Origin of the sequence: Pseudomonas sp. RU47 (assembly GCF_004011755.1) — a bacterium.
GTDB lineage: Bacteria > Pseudomonadota > Gammaproteobacteria > Pseudomonadales > Pseudomonadaceae > Aquipseudomonas.
In genome coordinates, this window is record NZ_CP022411.1 from 4,611,438 (window position 1) to 4,627,901 (window position 16,464).

Below are 16,464 nucleotides of genomic sequence, written 5' to 3' on the forward strand. Positions count from 1 at the left end.
TCGGGATTTACCTCGCTCATCCGTCCTATAGAGATGCAGGCCGTTCGCGTAGGCAAAAGCCACGTCCGGCCTTTCGGGGACTCCCGTGCTGCGAAGCCCGTAGCCACGCGCCCTTTCACCGCTATCAAGACGCGTAATCATGTCGAAGAAATCCCGCTCCAAACTGTGGTTCCTCGTTCATAGCTGGCTGGCGTTACCGATCTGGTTTTTTGTTCTGATCGTCTGTGTCACCGGCACCCTGGCGGTGGTCAGTCAGGAAATCGTCTGGCTGGCCAACCCGCAGATGCGCGCCAGTCAGCCAGCGGACGATGCGCCGCGACTCGGTTATGAGGAAATCATAACGGCCATCAAAACCGCAGAACCGCTGGCACTGGTGCAACGCATCAGCCGCCCGGACGAATCCCATTTCGCTCTTGATGTCACGCTCAGCTATCCGGACGGGCGTTCGTTGGTGACCTACGTCAACCCGTATACGGGTGTTATTCAGGGTACGGCACCGCAATTCGATTTCCAGGCATTCACCCGCGCGCTGCATGGCTGGTGGCTGGTGCCTTTCACCAATGGTTATAGCTGGGGCTGGTATCTGGTATCGGCCCTGAGCTTTCCGCTGCTGGCATCGCTGATTACCGGGCTGGTGGTCTATAAACGGTTCTGGAAAGGCTTTTTCAGCCCCACGCTGCGTTTTCGTCACGGTGCGCGGATTTTCTGGGGTGACTTTCATCGCCTGAGCGGTATCTGGTCGATCTGGTTCATCGCGGTGATCTCCATCACCAGCACCTGGTTTCTGATTGAAGCGGTGCTGTCCGATAACCACATTTCCATTTCCAGCGAAGCGATCATTCCAGCCATGGCCCGTGACAGCGTGCCATTGACTGCCGATGGTCTGCCACCCGCCCGGATCAACCTGGATCGCGCCATCGAAATCGCCCAGCAAAAAATCCCCGGGCTGGAAGCCAGTGACATCAACATGCCGTTCAATGCCTACAGCCACCTCGATATCCGCGGTCGCGGCTGGTACCCCCTGATGTTCCAGAGTGCAACACTCAATCCTTACAGCGGCGATATGGCGTCCTCTCGAGTGCTGTCCGACCGCTCCTCGCTGGAATTTGTCACCGAATCCATGCGCCCGCTGCACACCGGTGATTTTGGTGGACTGTGGATCAAGCTGATCTGGTTCTTCTTCGGATTGATCCTGAGCATGATGGTGCTCAGCGGTTTGTTGATCTGGACCAAACGCACCGCCCTGGCCACCGCCAACGCGCTCAAGCGCGAAAACAAGAAACAACGCGCCAATGCGCAACCACTCATCAACCGTGAACCGTCGGAGGTCAACCTGTGAGCAAGATCACCACCGCCGTTCAACCTTCACGACTGAGCGTGTTCTGGCATAAATGGCGCTTTCACATCAACGTTCTGTTGCTGCTGATCCCGCTGGGGTTCATGCCCAAATACTTCTCCGACGCGGCGCTGTTTCGCGGTGACGCCGGCCTGGGCGAGCGTGAAATCGGTGAAATACAGGTCGGGCCGTGGAGCCTGCGCCTGGCCGAGCTGCGCAATGAAGCGCCACGCTCCGACGGTCCCGCCGGTTACCTGAAAGCCTTCAGCGCCGCGCTGTGCACCGCCTGCGTCGAGCCGGTCAAGGCAACTTACCTGCGTATCGGCAAACCGCGCAGCCTGCGCGCCGCCGGGGTGATTTTCTTCGGCACGCCTTACCGCATGGGCACGCAACTGCCGGTCCCGGTAAAAACCCCGGCCGACGCCGAACTGTGGATCACCATGGAAGGCTGGGACGGCAGCATGCATCAAGCCTCAATCCCCCTGAGTCAGGCATCGCCCGCCACGATTGCCTGGCTGAACAAACAAGGAGCCAAACCATGACCTGCTCTTATCGCCTTTTGCGCCTGCACCTGAGTGCTGCGCTGCTGGTGCTGAGCGCCGGCTTCAGCGCCAGCGCCCTCGCCCACAACCCGATGTGCGAATGCAAAGCCATCGATGCCGAACAGATCAAATGCACCGGTGGCTTTTCCGACGGCAGCGGTGCGCCGGGGGTGACCCTCGATGTGATCGGCTACGACGAAACCATACTGGTGCCCGGCAAGCTTGGCAGCGACTCGACCCTGACGTTCAAGAAACCTGGCGCCGAGTTCTATGTGCTGTTCGACGCAGGCCCAGGCCACGTTGTCGAAATCGACCAAGCGGACATCGAATCCCCATGAGTACGCCAACCACACAAATCGTGCGCCCGGCCGGTGCAGGCCATGAAACCCTCAATGTGCTGCTGTTGTGCCTGTTGATTCTGGCAGTCGCTGGCTCAGTCGTCGCGTGGCGCGGGGTTTCCCATGAGCCGGAGCCCGTGGCGACAAATCAACTCGACGCGCGCCGCGACCTCAGCGCTTCCGAGCAAGGCATCTACGCCGACCTGCGAGTGACCCTCGACGAAATCCGCTTGCTGCGCGAAGAACAGCAAGCCCTGCCGACACCGCAGAATCTGGCCGACGAAGGCTTCGCGCCGTTTGCCCAGGATGCGAGTTCGGTCAGCCGTGGCGGTCATGCCTGGCTGTTGCTGGCGGACACCGCCTATTTCGGCCATAGCCAAAACCCGGCCATCGCCGGTTCGTTCGTCATGCTGCTGAACAGGGATGACAAGGCTGCGCCAGACATCTGGCTCAACCGCGATGCCAGCCTGCAAGTGCCGACCGAATTGACCGAAGCCGCCCTGTCCGCCGCTGGCTGGAAACAGATCGTCGCGCAATACGATGCCGGGGTTACCCGCGAACATCGCCATTGATTCCTCGCCCTCATCCGAGAGAAGACCGCTTGCCCATGTCCATTTCATCGCCTCGCCGTCCGTTGTTACGCCTTTTTTTAGCAGGCCTGTGTGCCTGCCTGCTGAGTCCGCTGGCCAGCGCCGATCAGGCCAAGCGCCTGCGCATCGGCATTACCTTGCACCCCTATTACAGCTATGTGGCGAACATCGTCGGCGACAAGGCCGAGGTGGTGCCGCTGATTCCTGCCGGTTTCAACCCGCACGCCTACGAGCCGCGCGCCGAGGACATCAAACGTATCAGCGGGCTGGATGTGATCGTGCTCAACGGTGTCGGCCATGACGACTTCGCCGACCGCATGATCGCCGCCAGCGAAACGCCGAACATCAAAACCATCGAAGCCAACGAAAACGTGCCGCTGCTCGCGGCCACTGGCGTCGCCGCACGCGGCGCCGGCAAAGTGGTCAACCCGCACACGTTTCTGTCGATCAGCGCCTCCATCGCCCAGGTCAACAACATCGCGCGCGAACTGGGCAAGCTCGATCCGGACAACGCCAAGACCTACACCCAGAACGCCCGCGCCTACGGCAAACGCCTGCGGCAGATGCGCGCCGATGCCCTGGCCAAACTGACTCAAGCGCCAAACGCCGAACTGCGCGTGGCCACGGTACACGCGGCTTACGACTATCTGCTGCGTGAGTTCGGCCTGGAAGTGACCGCGGTGGTCGAACCGGCGCACGGCATTGAGCCGAGCCCGAGTCAGTTGAAAAAAACCATCGATCAACTGCGCGAACTCGATGTGAAAGTGATCTTCTCGGAGATGGATTTCCCCTCCACCTACGTCGAAACGATTCAGCGTGAATCCGGCGTGAAGCTGTACCCGCTCTCGCACATTTCCTACGGCGAATACACCGCCGACAAGTACGAAAAGGAAATGACCGGCAACCTCAACACCGTGGTGCGGGCGATTCAGGAGTCTGGCGCATGACTTCCAGAGAAAACCTTTCCCCCGAAAACACCGAGTCCCCTGTGGGAGCGAGCCTGCTCGCGAAGGCGCCGGATCAGCCGACATCTTTGTTGAATGACACACCGCTATCGCGAGCAGGCTCACTCCCACAGGTTTCGGGGCCGACTTTGGATTTTGCGCAGGTTTGTCTGACGCTGGGGCGCACGACGATTCTGGACAAGGTCACCTTCCAGGTGCAGCCCGGCAGCGTACATGCCCTGGTCGGCCCCAACGGCGGCGGCAAGAGTTCGCTGATCAAAACCTTGCTCGGGCAAATGCCCCATCAGGGCCAGCTCAGCCTGCAATGGCCCGGCGAGCCCGGCATCATCGGTTATGTGCCACAGGCGCTGGAGTTCGATCGCGGGCTGCCGATGACCGTCGACGATTTCATGGCCGCCATGTGCCAGCGACGCCCGGCGTTTCTCGGTTTGAGCAAGCGTTACGCCGGCGCCATTGGTGAGGCGCTGGAACGCGTCGGCATGCAGGACAAACGCAAGCGGCGCATGGGCGCGCTGTCCGGCGGTGAGCGGCAGCGGGTGCTGCTCGCTCAAGGTTTGATTCCGGCGCCGCAATTGCTGGTGCTGGATGAACCGATGTCGGCGCTTGATGAAGCCGGGATTCAAGTGTTCGAACGTCTGCTCGGCGATTGGCGTGCAGCGGGCATCACCGTGCTGTGGATCGAGCACGATCTGGAAGCGGTCGGGCGTCTGGCCAGCCGCGTCACCGGTCTTAACCGCCGCGTGCTGTTCGATGCCTCACCGCAAGAGGCGCTGACTCCGGAACGCCTGCTGACCCTGTTCTCGACCCATCCACGGAGCGCTGCCTGATGAGTTACGAAGCCTTTCGTTTGATGGTGCAAGGCTGGGCCTCGTCCGGTTATCTGCCGGAAGCGCTGGCCTACGGTTTCGTGGTCAATGCGCTGCTTGCCGGGCTGCTGATCGGCCCGGTGCTCGGCGGCCTCGGCACGCTGGTGGTGGTCAAGCGCTTTGCGTTTTTCTCCGAAGCGGTGGGCCACGCGGCGCTGACCGGTGTCGCCATCGGCATCCTGCTCGGCGAACCTTACACCGGCCCCTATGGCAGCCTGTTCGGCTACTGCCTGCTGTTCGGCATTCTGCTCAATTACCTGCGCAACCGCACCGGTCTGGCACCGGACACGCTGATCGGCGTGTTCCTGTCGGTGTCGCTGGCACTGGGCGCGAGTCTGCTGCTGATTCTTGCGGGCAAGATCAATGTGCACATTCTCGAGAACGTGTTGTTCGGCTCAGTGCTGACGGTCAACGGCAACGACCTGGCGGTGTTGGCCATTGTCGGTTCGCTGGTCATGGCCCTCGCCTTGCCGCTGTACAACCGCATCATGCTCGCCAGCTTCAACCCGCAGCTGGCGGCGGTGCGCGGAGTAGCGGTGAAGACCCTGGATTATCTGTTCGTGATTCTGGTGACGCTGATCACCGTGGCGGCGGTAAAAGTCATCGGCGCGATTCTGGTCGGCGCATTGCTGGTGATTCCTGCAGCGGCGGCGCGCTTGCTCAGCCAGTCGCTCAAAGGCTTTTTCTGGTGCTCGGTGCTGATCGCCACCGTCAGCACTCTGTGCGGGATTCTTGCACCCATTGTGTTCGATCTGCCGATTCCGTCCGGCGCCGCGATCATTCTGGTCGCCGGCATCGCTTTCGCCCTCGCCGCCATCGCGCGCGGGGTTGTCCCGAGCCTGAAAGGGAATCTTGGATAAATGACTTTTTCACTGCGCAAACTGACCCTGGCCATGACCCTTTGCGGCGTGATCTGCACGCCGTTGATGGCCGCCGAAAACACAAAACCGCTGCGGGTGCTGGCCTCCTTGCCCATCACCTTTGGCTTGGCTGAAGCGCTGCTCAAAGGCACCGATGTCAATCTCGAACGGGCGGCGCCAGCGAACCTGCCGGGCAGTCGTCAGAGCGCCTACTTCACGGGACGTGGCGCTCCGGCATTGAGCAAACTGGCAACCGCTGCCGATGCCGTGATTGGCGTGCGCTCGCTGTGGCCGGATGATCAGCTGTACCCGATCGCCCGCCGCAGCAATATCCGCATCGTTGAAGTCGATGCGGCGCGCCCGGTCGACGGCGCCCTGCCGGGCATTGCCGTGCAACCGGATCTGAAGGTCGATGGTTTGAACAGTCAGCCATGGCTGGCCAGCAACAACATGGGACGCATGGCGGACGTTATGGCGGCGGATCTGGTGCGCCTGGCACCTAGCGCAAAGCCTGCGATCGAGGCGAATCTGGCGACGTTGAAGCAGCGTTTGCTTAAGCTCAGCGCCGACAGCGAAGCGCGACTGGCCAGCGCCGACAATCTGAGTGTGTTGAGTTTGAGCGATCATTTCGGCTATCTGATCGGCAGTCTGAATCTGGAGCTGGTTGGCCAGGATCCACGGCCTGATGCCGAGTGGACGCCCGAAGACCTGAAAAAACTGACGGCAACCCTCAAGGACAATGATGTCGCGGTGGTGCTGCATCATCGGCAGCCATCAGACGCGGTGAAGGCAGCAATTGCCGAGTCGGGCAGCCATCTGGTGGTGCTGAGCACCGATGCGGCGGATCCGGTGGCGGAGCTGGAAGGCAATGTGGATTTGCTGCTTAAGGGTTTGAGCGGGGCTTAGTTTCAGCCGGACCGCGTTATCGTTCTTCGCGAGCAAGCTCGCTCCCACATTGGATCTGTGTCGTTCACAATTCCCATGTGGGAGCGAGCCTGCTCGCGAAGAGGCCAGCCCGGACAACACCAATCCAAGGCAATAAAAAAACCCGCTGACCGTTATCGGTACAGCGGGTTTTCTTTTGCCCGGGCGCTTATTGCGCGGCGGCCTGCCCTTCCATCTTCTGGCGCAGGCTCAACGGACGCATGTCAGTCCAGACTTCTTCGATGTAGGCCAGGCATTCCTTTTTCAGGCCGCTCTTGCCTACGGTGCGCCAGCCTTGCGGCACGGCTTTGTAATCCGGCCAGATCGAGTATTGCTCTTCGTGGTTGACCACGACCTGAAAGAGGATGTCCTCGCGGTCGAATACTGACGTCATGCTGGTTCTCCATCGTTGTAAGGGTGGGCTGCACGAGGGGTGCAGCCGGGTATGTAGAAAGAACGTTCGGCGCGGCGAAAAATTTACAGCGCCGCCGTGGCAGCGGCCAAAGCGCGACCGAAGATTTCCGCAACGCGGTCGATTTCGGCGGCAGTGATCACCAGTGGAGGCAGGAAACGCACCACCGCACCATGGCGACCGCCCAGTTCCAGAATCAGCCCACGCTTGAGGCATTCGCGCTGGACCAGCGGCGCCAGTCGTGCAAACGCCGGCGGGTGGCCGAGCGCATCGAGTGTGCCGTTCGGCTCGACCAGTTCGACGCCGAGCATCAGGCCACGACCGCGAATGTCGCCCAGTTGCGGGAAGTCGCGTTGCAGGATGCGCAGGTGCTCGCTGAGGCGCTCGCCCATGGCAGCAGCGTGTTCGCAGACCTTGTGTTCAACCAGATAACGCATCACCGCAGAACCTGCCGCCATGGCCATCTGATTGCCACGGAAGGTGCCGGCGTGCGCGCCCGGCTGCCAGGTGTCGAGCCAGTCGCGATAGACCACCACAGCCAATGGCAGGCTGCCGCCGATGGCTTTGGACAACACCACCACGTCCGGGGTAATACCAGCGTGTTCGAAGGCAAACATCTTGCCGGTGCGGGCAAAACCGCTCTGGATCTCGTCGACGATCAGCGCCACACCGGCCTTCTCGGTGATCCGACGCAAGCCGCGCAGCCACTCGATGTCCGCCGGAATCACACCGCCTTCGCCCTGCACCGCTTCGACGATCACCGCTGCGGGCAGTTGCACGCCGGCTTCAGGGTCGTTGAGCAGGTTTTCCAGATAGCTCAGGTTGGCCTTGACGCCCGCCGCGCCGCCGAGGCCGAACGGGCAACGGTAGTCATACGGGAACGGCATGAACTGCACGCCACTGCTGAGCAAGGCGCCCAGCGGCTTTTTCGGCCCCAGGCTGCCCATCAGGCTCAGCGCGCCCTGGCTCATGCCGTGGTAACCGCCGGAAAACGACAGCACAGTGCTGCGCCCGGTCGCCGTGCGTACCAGCTTCAGCGCCGCTTCCACGGCATCGGTGCCGGTCGGGCCGCAGAACTGGATTTTCGCTTCAGCCGCGAGGGCCGATGGCAGCAGGCCGAACAGGTCCTGCACGAACTGATCCTTGACCGGCGTGGTCAGGTCGAGGGTGTGCAGCGGCAATTCGTCGGCCAGTACCTGCTGGATCGCTTCGATCACCACCGGGTGGTTATGCCCCAGCGCCAGCGTACCGGCACCGGCCAGGCAGTCGATGAAGGTGCGGCCTTCGACGTCTTCGACATACAGGCCTTTGGCACGCTTGAGCGCCAGAGGAATACGCCGCGGATAGCTGCGAGCGTTGGATTCCTGCCGGGCCTGGCGGGACAGCAATGGCGATTCATTGAACTGGTACAGCGTTTCGGCCGGCGCCGAGCTGACCCGGGCCGACGACTCTTCGATAAGGCTGGTGGCGACTGACATCTCTCGACCCCTCAATTGGCTATGGATAGTGACCAAAACAGCACACCGGACAGGTGCGCATTCCGATCGCGGGGCGCACTTGCAGGTTTTCCTGTTCTGGAAACGCTTAAGGGGCTTGAGGATTTAGCCTTTGATCGAATTGTCAGACCGGCGATGCCAGCGACTTGTGCATGGGCAGGGTTTGCAAGCCTTGGTATTCGAGGGGAGGCGCAGATTCGCGGTAGCCCAGTCGGTGATAAAACGCACGACCAGTACGCGTGCTGTTGAGGTCTGCATGAGAAGCGCCGCAAATCCGTAACCAGCCTTCCAGATCCTGGATCAACGCTCGCCCGACGCCCCGGCGAAATGACTCTGGCTGCACGTAACACAGCGAAATATCGCCACTGACCTCGGCCATGCCGACACCAACCGGTCTGTCCGCCCACAAAGCAATACATAGATAGAAGTGAGGATCGGCAAGTCGAGCGCTGATGAAATCGGCGCATTGCCGGCCGATCCATTGGCTGACGAGTAGCGGATCATTACGGTGGTCGAGCGCACAACCGATGCGAATCGAACGTTCGATGATGCGGCTGATGATACCGGCGTCGGCCAGGATGGCCGGACGAATGCAGATGGGTGCTTCCATGGCGCAGTTCCCTCAATCCATTGAGTCAAAGCTGCGTTGACCTTACCCCTCCCCCTGCCGGATAGCGAACGCCGAGAAGTTACATTTGATGTGTCTGTCGCGATTTCCCTACACAGGCTGTGCTGAAATCAGACAGGCTGCAACGGCATGGTCAGCTCGACCCGCAGGCCATCCGGGCGGCTGTCGAAATGCAGGGCACAGTCGCAGCGCTGAACGATCGCCTGAACAATTGCCAGGCCGAGGCCACATCCGGTGCTCTGGCCGTTGCGCCAGAAGCGTTGGGTCAGGTGTTGCAGATCATCCGGCGCAATCCCCGGGCCATGGTCGCGCACGACAAAACGCACGCGGTTGCCAATGGTTTCCAGGCTCAGCTCAACCGCGCAGTCTTCGGGCGTATGGCGCAGGGCGTTGTCGAGCAGATTGCGCAGCGCCGCAATCGACAGCACGGCCGGCATTTGCAGCGGTGCAACGGAAAGTCCGGTCGGCAGTTGCAATTTGATGCGCAGGCGCTCGCCCCCCGTGGCGTCCTGAATCGCCAGGCGTGCCACTTGTTCGGCGCTGCATTGCGAGCCGTCATCGAACGACAGACTGCCCTCGACCCGCGCCAGCAACAGCAGTTGTTCGAGGGTGCGATGCAGACGGTCGGCGCCCTCTTCGGCCCGCGCCAGCGACTGATCGCGGGCATTGCCTTCAGTCATGCGCGCGACTTGCAGGTGCGTCTTGATCGCCGTCAGCGGGCTGCGCAGTTCATGCGCTGCGTCACCGGTCAGGCGGCGTTCACGCTCGATGGTTTTGCCAATGCGCTGGAACAACTGGTTTTGCGTTTCGAGCAGCGGCTTCAGTTCACTGGGGAAGGTCTGGATCTGCAACGGCTCAAGCGAGTCGGCGTTGCGTCGCATCAACGCTTCACGCAGGCGATTGAGCGGCGCCAGCCCTTGGCCGATACCCAGCCACAGCAGACACAGACAACCCAGCAACGCCACACCCACCGGCACCGACGCCGCCAGCAGGATCGACATGTTCAGGGCTTCGCGCTCGATCTGCCGGTCAGCGGTGGTAATCCGCACATCGCCTCGGGCAAGGGTGAAACTGCGCCACGGCGCACCGTCGATCATCTGATCGTGAAAGCCCATTTTCTCGGCTTCCAGCGCCTGTTCGGGGTTGTTGTGACTGCGCGCGAGGATTTCCCCGCGCAAGGAGCTGACCTGACAGGCCATGCCACCGGGGATATTCAGTTGTTCGGCACTGAAATGCGTGCCCTCGCCTTTGCTCGGCAAAGTCGGCAACTGTTCCAGCAGCCCGGCGACCATGCGCGCCGACGCCACCAGACGCTGGTCGAGGGAAAACATCATCTGATTGCGCAGATCACTGAGCATCCAGGCCGCCGCCAGCGCCCAGATCAGCGCAAACGCAGCGCCCAGGGTCAGGCTCAGGCGCAGTCGCAGACTCATCACTTGCCTTGATCTCCACCGTCAGCCGGGCCGAGGCGATAGCCCAGACCGCGCACGGTCTCGACGATGCCTTTGCCCAGTTTGCTGCGCAGGTGATGGATGTGCACGTTCAGCGCGTTGCTTTCCAGCTCATCGTTGAAGCCATAAACACTGTCTTTCAACTGTTCGGTGGACAGCACCCGGCCGCGATTGTGCAGCAGCGCCTGCAACAGCGATTGCTCGCGACGTGACAAGTCCACCGGTTGTCCGGCCAGAGTGGTTTCGCGACTGCTCGGGTCGTACGTCAGCGCGCCGTGCTCGATCAGGTTGACGCTGCGCCCGGCGACCCGGCGCAACAAGGTTTGCAGGCGGGCGAACAGTTCACGCAGATCAAACGGCTTGAGCAGGTAATCGTCGGCCCCGGCCTGCAAGCCATCGACACGGTCGGTCACCGAGTCGCGCGCGGTCAGAATCAGCACCGGAATTTCCAGGCCGCTCTGCCGCAATTGTTGCAGCAACTTGAGGCCATCTTCGTCTGGCAGGCCGAGATCGAGCACCATCACGTCAAATTCGGCAACCTTGAGCATCGCCCGCGCTTTCGACGCGGTGTTGACGTGCTCGACGGTCAAACCCTGAGCCGTGAGACCGGCAACGATGCCACTGGCAATCAGCTCATCGTCTTCGCAAACCAGTACGTGCATGGGTGCTCCGTGGATAAAAAAGGCGAGTGAAGCAGGCGAGGATTAAGCGGCAATTATGGCCGTCACCGGTGTTTACGCAAAGCCGGGCAAACACATCGGGGCGCCACCTGACGCTGGGACTCACTCTGCGCTGAAACTTCCCCACTAATAAAGAAACAGTTTCTCACTATGTAATAACCCTTCGTTCATTTAGTTTTCGACTGGCAACCACCAACAACTTTAAAGGGACTTAATAAGCATGCCTAAACTAAAAAACTTCGTCGCGATCGATTGGCGCTCCGGCCCCGACCGGATTTATTTCTTCTTCAAGGACAGCGACACCTATTCCCGATTTGATCTCGGTGACAATAAGGTATCCGCCAACTATCCCGCCTCGATCGCCGGTAACTGGGACAGCTTCGCCCCCCATGTCAAAGACTTGCGTTTCGGACTGACAACCACTTCATTCGGCTGGAATACCTCGTCCGACGAAGATATTGCCTGGCTGTTCTTCTATCAGGGAACAATCCCCATGGTGTGTAAATACAACCAGGACAAGGACAAAGTCGATGCCTTCTATAAAGTGGCCGATTCGATCTGGAAGCCCATCCTGCCTTACTTCGACAAAATCATAGCCGGCACCTGGTTTCAACTAACCGGCCACCCGTTCCTGTTCAGATTCATCCTCAACGATGGACACTATCTATCGTTTAACTACAGGGCAAAAACCCTCACTTACAAATCCTTCGGGGATTATCAACTTGGCGCGCTGAAACCGTACAAGGACCGCATCATCACGGCAGCGCAAAATGACCGGACTTTCGCCGACAGCTACTGGTACATCTTCCTGACCGACAACCAATACCTGACTTACAACATTCAGTCCGACCGTCTGGTCTCCGGACCGAAAACCATCAATGACGCGAACTGGCCAGGACTGCTGCGAGGCTGATTGGCCGAAGCCCCGAGGGCCTTGTAGGATACGGTTAATTATCGGTTAATCGCAGCCGCCCATTCTGCGCCTCACTTGCACAGGGACAAGGCTCCTCCATGCGTCATTTTTTTCTATTGTTTGCTCTGCTGATTTCCAGCCTGGCCCAGGCTGGAAACAATCCATTTGAGACAAAACCAGAGTTTCTGCCGGTCGACCAGGCATTCGTGCTCACGTCCGAACGCCTGGAGTCCGGTGAAACGCAGTTGTTCTGGCAAATCACCGATGGCTATTACCTGTATCAGAAACGCCTGAAATTCGATGGCCTGAGCGCCGAACAGCAACCCGCACTACCCGAAGGCGAGTCCCACAGCGACGAGTTTTTCGGTGAGCAACCGGTCTATCGCCAAGGGCTGGAGGTGAAGATCCCGGCAGCGGCCACAGGCCAGATCAAGGTCAGCTATCAGGGCTGTGCCGATGCGGGCCTGTGCTATCCACCGCAAACCCGGGTCATTGATCTGGGCGGCAAAGCCACGGTGGCCGCAAGCACTGAAGCGCCGGATCAGGCCTTGGCCAGCAGCCTGCAACAACGGGCGCTGGGCTGGAGCTTGCTGGTGTTCTTCGGCCTCGGTCTGTTGCTGGCGTTCACGCCTTGCACGTTGCCGATGCTGCCGATTCTGGCCGGCATGGTGGTCGGCAGTGGTGCCACCCCGCGTCGCGGTTTCGCGCTGGCCGGCAGCTATGTGATCTGCATGGCGCTGGTGTATGCGGCGATGGGCGTGATTGCTGCGCTGCTTGGTGCGAATCTGCAGGCGTGGTTGCAGAATCCGTGGCTGCTCGGCACCTTCGCCGCGATCTTCGTGGTGCTGGCCTTGCCGATGTTCGGTTTCTTTGAACTGCAATTGCCGGTGGCCCTGCGCGACCGCCTCGAACACGCTTCGCGCAGTCGCAGCGGTGGCAGCCTGATCGGCGCCGGGGCCCTCGGTGCATTGTCCGGTCTGCTGGTCGGCCCGTGCATGACCGCGCCGCTGGCCGGTGCGTTGCTGTATATCGCGCAGAGCGGCAATGCATTGCATGGTGGCCTGATTCTGTTTTCACTGGGCATCGGCATCGGTGTGCCGTTGTTGTTGCTGGTGACCGTGGGCAATCGCTTCCTGCCCAAGCCCGGCGCGTGGATGAACCTGCTCAAAGGCGTGTTCGGCTTCCTCTTTCTCGCCACCGCGCTGTTGATGTTGCGCCCGGTGCTGGATGCTTCGCTATGGCTGGGTCTGTGCGGTGCACTGCTGTTGATCGCCGCGTTCTGCGCGTGGAAACAGTCCGAAGGTTTTGGCCGCGTCGCCCAGTTGTTCGGCGCCAGTTCGTTGTTGCTCGGCCTGTGGGGCAGTCTGCTGGTGATTGGCGCGGCGGGCGGCAGCGATGATCCGTATCAACCGTTGCATGTCTACAGTGCCGGTCGTGTCGGGACTGCGGCGCCTTCGGCTCATGACGCATTCATCACGATCAAGGATCCGGCGGCACTGCAAAGTGAACTCGATGCCGCCAAAGCCAAGGGGCAGTGGGTACTGCTCGACTACTACGCCGACTGGTGCGTGTCGTGCAAAGTCATGGAAAAACAGGTATTCGGCAAGGACAAGGTCATGCAGGCGTTGAGCGACGTGCGCCTGCTACGGCTCGATGTCACCGCTGACAACGCGGCCAGCCGTGAATTGCTCAGCCGCTACAAAGTGCCGGGGCCCCCGAGTTTCGTCTGGATCGGCACGGATGGCGAAGAACGCCGCAGCCAGCGCATCACCGGCGAAGTCGATGCCGAGACATTCCTGCAACGCTGGGCTACCACCCGGGAAGCCAATTAATGCTGACTTTCACCCTCGGCACCTTTGCCATTGCGCTTAATCACCTGCTGCTGATCAGTGCCCTGGCGCTGGCGACCTTTGTCGGCTGGCGGGTGGCCAAGCGTGGCGGCGATAACCCCGAGTCGGCGTTGTTCAGCCTGTTTCTGCTGGGCATGCTCGCAGCGCGTGTTGCCTTTGTGTTGCTGTACTGGTCGCACTATCGCAGTGACCCGTGGCAGATCATCGATTTGCGTGACGGTGGCTTCCTCGCCTGGCCGGGCGTGATCGTGCTGCTGCTGGTGGCGCTGTATCGCGGCTGGCGCCGTCCGGGCTTGCGTCGCCCGCTGGGTTTTGGTGTAGCCAGCGGCGTGACGTTCTGGCTGTTGGCGACGCTGTCGCTGAACATCTATGAACAAGGCACCCGGCTGCCGGACATCTCGCTGCGCAATGCGGCGGGGGAAACCATCCAGCTCAGCGACTATCAGGGTGGCCCGCTGGTGATCAATCTGTGGGCGACCTGGTGTCCACCGTGCCGACGCGAAATGCCGGTACTGGAAAACGCTCAGCAACAGCGCCCGGACCTGACCTTCCTGTTCGTCAATCAGGCCGAAAGCATGCAAAGCGTGGCGACGTTTCTGGAAACCCAAGGCCTGAGCCTGAACAACGTGTTGTTTGACCGCAGCGGTCGGCTGGGCCAGGCCGTGGGTTCCATGGCATTGCCGACTACGCTGTTCTATAGCCCCGACGGTCGGTTGCTGAGCAGTCACCTTGGTGAGCTATCGAACGCCAGCCTGGCGCGCGCGCTGGAAAACTTCGACACCCCGACCCCGAATTCGAACCCGGCCACAGCACCGGCCACCTCTGCAAGGAAACTGCCATGCCCCGCCTCCGCCACCTGCTGACGCTGACTCTGGGCACCGCCCTGCTGCACTTGCCGTCGGTGCAGGCTGCTGAAGAGTTGCCTGCGGCGATCAAACAGATCGAAGCCAAAGGCGCGAAAATCGTCGGCCAGTTCGACGCCCCCGATGGCCTGCGCGGCTATGCGGCGCAGTATCAGAATCGCGGCATGGCGCTGTACCTGACCCCGGATGGCAAACACGTTTTACTCGGTAATCTGTACGACGCCGACGGTAAGGACTTGAGCAGTGAGCCGCTGCAGAAACTGGTTTACGCGCCGATGGCCAAGGAAGTCTGGGCCAAGTTCGAGGCAAGCAACTGGATTCAGGACGGCAACAAGGATGCACCGCGCACCGTGTACCTGTTCAGTGACCCGAACTGCCCGTACTGCAACATGTTCTGGGAACAGGCTCGACCATGGGTCAAGTCCGGCAAGGTGCAACTGCGGCACATTATGGTCGGCATCATCCGCGAGGACAGCCCGGGCAAATCGGCCGCGTTGCTGGCGGCGAAAGATCCGGCCAAGGCGCTTGAAGATCACGAGAAGGCTGGCAAGGGCAGCGCGCTCAAGGCCTTGAAAGATATTCCGGTGGCGGTGCAGAGCAAACTGGCGGCGAACATGCAGTTGATGGAAGACCTCGACTTGCAAGCCACGCCGGCAATCTTCTATATGGATGACAAGGGTGAGTTGCAACAGCAACAAGGCGCGCCTTCGCCGGACAAGTTGGTGAAGATTCTCGGGCCTAAATAATTTTCGGTGCCTGGACTGGCCCCATCGCGAGCAGGCTCACTCCTACAGGGGAATGCATTCCAAATGTAGGAGTGAGCCTGCTCGCGATCGAAGATCACTCGGTTTAACGGTTGCGCGCGCTGAGGAAGGTAAGCAACACCTCGGTGACAAACTGCGGATTCTCCAGATTGGAGATATGCCCCGCCTCCGGCACCAGTACCCACGGGCAACCGATCAACTCGGCCATTTCCTGTGTTTCCGACGGTGGTCGCGGCTTGTCCTGATCGCCGCACATGACCAGCGTGGTCGCCGCATTCAGCTCACCCAGCCGTGGCAACAAATCATCCCGGCCAAACGTGATGCGCCCCATCGGTACGATGCTTTCGCGTAAACGATCGGACGAGTACGCCGCCAGTTTCGCGCGAAAATCCTGATACAGCGCCGACTGCGGATCGATGCCCGGGCGGAAGAAGATCGGCACGACGATATCGAGTAACTGATCGGAGATTTCGCCGGTTTCTTCAATCTGTTTAAACAGTGAAAAGTAGTACTGGCGGGTCGGCTCAGGCTCGACACCGACGAAGGTGTCCATCAGCACCAGACCATTGACCCGCTGCGGTGCCGACAGCGCCAGACGCACACCCCACATGCCACCGACCGACAGCCCGACGAGGGTGACCTGATCGATGTCCAGATGATCGAGCAAGGCCTGCGCCTGTCGGGCAATGTCATCCAGAGATGTCGTGCCTTCAGGCAACCGGCCCGATTCGCCATGGCCCCACAGATCCAGCGCAATCACCCGATAATGCGGCGATAACGCGGCAATCTGCGGCGCCCACATGGCCTGATCCCACAGATAACTGCCGGCCAGCAAGACTGCCGGGCCGGTGCCTTGATCAATGTAATGCAGCGCTTGTCCGTCAACCGTGAAAAAAGGCATCGACCACCCCCGCGACAAAAAAGAGAACCGGCAGACTGAGCTGCCGGTTGCTTGTCGTCAACCTTGGAAATGTAGGTGAATGTGC

18 protein-coding genes are annotated in these 16,464 nt (G+C 60.7%); 12 read left to right on the plus strand and 6 right to left on the minus strand.

Annotation, left to right across the window (positions count from 1 at the left end):
* The first annotated feature begins 139 nt into the window (after positions 1-139).
* Genes CCX46_RS20975 through CCX46_RS21010 form a run of 8 tightly spaced genes read left to right on the plus strand, consistent with a single transcriptional unit; the run spans position 140 to position 6,403 of the window.
* On the plus strand, positions 140-1,339 hold the full coding sequence (locus CCX46_RS20975) for a PepSY-associated TM helix domain-containing protein (protein ID WP_127929188.1): 1,200 nt from the start codon (positions 140-142) through the stop codon (positions 1,337-1,339).
* A complete protein-coding gene (locus CCX46_RS20980) occupies positions 1,336-1,878 on the plus strand; it encodes a thiamine pyrophosphate-binding protein (protein ID WP_127929189.1) in 543 nt (180 codons plus the stop codon). Before CCX46_RS20975 ends, CCX46_RS20980 begins: the two co-directional genes overlap by 4 nt.
* The gene (locus tag CCX46_RS20985) at positions 1,875-2,216 is read left to right on the plus strand and encodes a hypothetical protein (RefSeq protein WP_127929190.1); all 342 of its coding nucleotides are present in this window, start codon (positions 1,875-1,877) and stop codon (positions 2,214-2,216) included. The genes CCX46_RS20980 and CCX46_RS20985 overlap by 4 nt, the downstream gene beginning before the upstream one ends.
* Positions 2,213-2,788 carry a DUF6162 family protein gene (locus tag CCX46_RS20990; RefSeq protein ID WP_127929191.1) on the plus strand — a complete coding sequence of 192 codons (576 nt, stop codon included), beginning with the start codon at positions 2,213-2,215 and terminating at the stop codon, positions 2,786-2,788. Before CCX46_RS20985 ends, CCX46_RS20990 begins: the two co-directional genes overlap by 4 nt.
* A gap of 35 nt (positions 2,789-2,823) precedes the next feature.
* Entirely contained in the window at positions 2,824-3,753 is a 930-nt protein-coding gene (locus tag CCX46_RS20995; protein ID WP_127929192.1) for a metal ABC transporter substrate-binding protein, read from the plus strand.
* Positions 3,750-4,598, plus strand: coding sequence for a metal ABC transporter ATP-binding protein (locus CCX46_RS21000; protein ID WP_127929193.1), 849 nt, complete (start codon positions 3,750-3,752; stop codon positions 4,596-4,598). Before CCX46_RS20995 ends, CCX46_RS21000 begins: the two co-directional genes overlap by 4 nt.
* The gene (locus CCX46_RS21005) at positions 4,598-5,497 is read left to right on the plus strand and encodes a metal ABC transporter permease (protein ID WP_007917717.1); all 900 of its coding nucleotides are present in this window, start codon (positions 4,598-4,600) and stop codon (positions 5,495-5,497) included. Before CCX46_RS21000 ends, CCX46_RS21005 begins: the two co-directional genes overlap by 1 nt.
* The gene (locus CCX46_RS21010; RefSeq protein ID WP_127929194.1) at positions 5,498-6,403 is read left to right on the plus strand and encodes a metal ABC transporter substrate-binding protein; all 906 of its coding nucleotides are present in this window, start codon (positions 5,498-5,500) and stop codon (positions 6,401-6,403) included.
* Positions 6,404-6,590: 187 nt separating this feature from the next.
* On the opposite strand, the gene CCX46_RS21015 is transcribed toward CCX46_RS21010, so the two are convergent.
* The 5 genes from CCX46_RS21015 to CCX46_RS21035 form a co-directional block, all read right to left on the minus strand.
* Complete coding sequence (locus CCX46_RS21015; protein WP_016985437.1) at positions 6,591-6,815, minus strand: MbtH family protein; 225 nt, start codon at positions 6,813-6,815, stop codon at positions 6,591-6,593.
* An 83-nt stretch (positions 6,816-6,898) separates the two neighbouring features.
* Positions 6,899-8,311: an aspartate aminotransferase family protein gene (locus CCX46_RS21020; RefSeq protein ID WP_127929195.1), complete on the minus strand. Its 1,413-nt coding sequence runs from the start codon at positions 8,309-8,311 to the stop codon at positions 6,899-6,901.
* Positions 8,312-8,453: 142 nt separating this feature from the next.
* The gene (locus CCX46_RS21025; protein WP_127929196.1) at positions 8,454-8,939 is read right to left on the minus strand and encodes a GNAT family N-acetyltransferase; all 486 of its coding nucleotides are present in this window, start codon (positions 8,937-8,939) and stop codon (positions 8,454-8,456) included.
* Positions 8,940-9,067: 128 nt separating this feature from the next.
* Positions 9,068-10,390: an ATP-binding protein gene (locus CCX46_RS21030; protein WP_127929197.1), complete on the minus strand. Its 1,323-nt coding sequence runs from the start codon at positions 10,388-10,390 to the stop codon at positions 9,068-9,070.
* Positions 10,390-11,070, minus strand: a complete 681-nt coding sequence (locus tag CCX46_RS21035; protein WP_007908710.1) for a response regulator — start codon at positions 11,068-11,070, stop codon at positions 10,390-10,392. The genes CCX46_RS21030 and CCX46_RS21035 overlap by 1 nt, the downstream gene beginning before the upstream one ends.
* A 238-nt stretch (positions 11,071-11,308) precedes the next feature.
* Between CCX46_RS21035 and CCX46_RS21040 the strand changes: the two genes are divergently transcribed.
* The 4 genes from CCX46_RS21040 (at position 11,309) to dsbG (ending at position 15,460) form a co-directional block, all read left to right on the plus strand.
* Entirely contained in the window at positions 11,309-12,001 is a 693-nt protein-coding gene (locus tag CCX46_RS21040) for a hypothetical protein (RefSeq protein WP_127929198.1), read from the plus strand.
* Positions 12,002-12,099: 98 nt separating this feature from the next.
* Positions 12,100-13,833 carry a protein-disulfide reductase DsbD gene (gene dsbD, locus CCX46_RS21045; RefSeq protein ID WP_127929199.1) on the plus strand — a complete coding sequence of 578 codons (1,734 nt, stop codon included), beginning with the start codon at positions 12,100-12,102 and terminating at the stop codon, positions 13,831-13,833.
* Positions 13,833-14,714: a TlpA disulfide reductase family protein gene (locus CCX46_RS21050; RefSeq protein WP_127929200.1), complete on the plus strand. Its 882-nt coding sequence runs from the start codon at positions 13,833-13,835 to the stop codon at positions 14,712-14,714. The genes dsbD and CCX46_RS21050 overlap by 1 nt, the downstream gene beginning before the upstream one ends.
* Positions 14,690-15,460: a thiol:disulfide interchange protein DsbG gene (gene dsbG / locus CCX46_RS21055; RefSeq protein WP_127929201.1), complete on the plus strand. Its 771-nt coding sequence runs from the start codon at positions 14,690-14,692 to the stop codon at positions 15,458-15,460. The genes CCX46_RS21050 and dsbG overlap by 25 nt, the downstream gene beginning before the upstream one ends.
* A 103-nt stretch (positions 15,461-15,563) precedes the next feature.
* Here the strand turns inward: dsbG and CCX46_RS21060 are convergent, their stop codons facing one another.
* On the minus strand, positions 15,564-16,379 hold the full coding sequence (locus tag CCX46_RS21060) for an alpha/beta fold hydrolase (RefSeq protein WP_127929202.1): 816 nt from the start codon (positions 16,377-16,379) through the stop codon (positions 15,564-15,566).
* Positions 16,380-16,464 lie beyond the last annotated feature (85 nt).

Coding starts and splice junctions, on each gene's coding strand:
- CCX46_RS21005 (WP_007917717.1), top strand. CDS start 4,598: ATGAGTTACGAAGCCTTTCGTTTGATGGTGCAAGGCTGGGCCTCGTCC.
- CCX46_RS20975 (WP_127929188.1), top strand. CDS start 140: ATGTCGAAGAAATCCCGCTCCAAACTGTGGTTCCTCGTTCATAGCTGG.
- dsbG (WP_127929201.1), top strand. CDS start 14,690: ATGCCCCGCCTCCGCCACCTGCTGACGCTGACTCTGGGCACCGCCCTG.
- CCX46_RS21050 (WP_127929200.1), top strand. CDS start 13,833: ATGCTGACTTTCACCCTCGGCACCTTTGCCATTGCGCTTAATCACCTG.
- dsbD (WP_127929199.1), top strand. CDS start 12,100: ATGCGTCATTTTTTTCTATTGTTTGCTCTGCTGATTTCCAGCCTGGCC.
- CCX46_RS21040 (WP_127929198.1), top strand. CDS start 11,309: ATGCCTAAACTAAAAAACTTCGTCGCGATCGATTGGCGCTCCGGCCCC.
- CCX46_RS21060 (WP_127929202.1), bottom strand. CDS start 16,379: ATGCCTTTTTTCACGGTTGACGGACAAGCGCTGCATTACATTGATCAA.
- CCX46_RS20995 (WP_127929192.1), top strand. CDS start 2,824: ATGTCCATTTCATCGCCTCGCCGTCCGTTGTTACGCCTTTTTTTAGCA.
- CCX46_RS21035 (WP_007908710.1), bottom strand. CDS start 11,070: ATGCACGTACTGGTTTGCGAAGACGATGAGCTGATTGCCAGTGGCATC.
- CCX46_RS21030 (WP_127929197.1), bottom strand. CDS start 10,390: ATGAGTCTGCGACTGCGCCTGAGCCTGACCCTGGGCGCTGCGTTTGCG.
- CCX46_RS21025 (WP_127929196.1), bottom strand. CDS start 8,939: ATGGAAGCACCCATCTGCATTCGTCCGGCCATCCTGGCCGACGCCGGT.
- CCX46_RS21015 (WP_016985437.1), bottom strand. CDS start 6,815: ATGACGTCAGTATTCGACCGCGAGGACATCCTCTTTCAGGTCGTGGTC.
- CCX46_RS20990 (WP_127929191.1), top strand. CDS start 2,213: ATGAGTACGCCAACCACACAAATCGTGCGCCCGGCCGGTGCAGGCCAT.
- CCX46_RS21000 (WP_127929193.1), top strand. CDS start 3,750: ATGACTTCCAGAGAAAACCTTTCCCCCGAAAACACCGAGTCCCCTGTG.
- CCX46_RS21010 (WP_127929194.1), top strand. CDS start 5,498: ATGACTTTTTCACTGCGCAAACTGACCCTGGCCATGACCCTTTGCGGC.
- CCX46_RS21020 (WP_127929195.1), bottom strand. CDS start 8,311: ATGTCAGTCGCCACCAGCCTTATCGAAGAGTCGTCGGCCCGGGTCAGC.
- CCX46_RS20985 (WP_127929190.1), top strand. CDS start 1,875: ATGACCTGCTCTTATCGCCTTTTGCGCCTGCACCTGAGTGCTGCGCTG.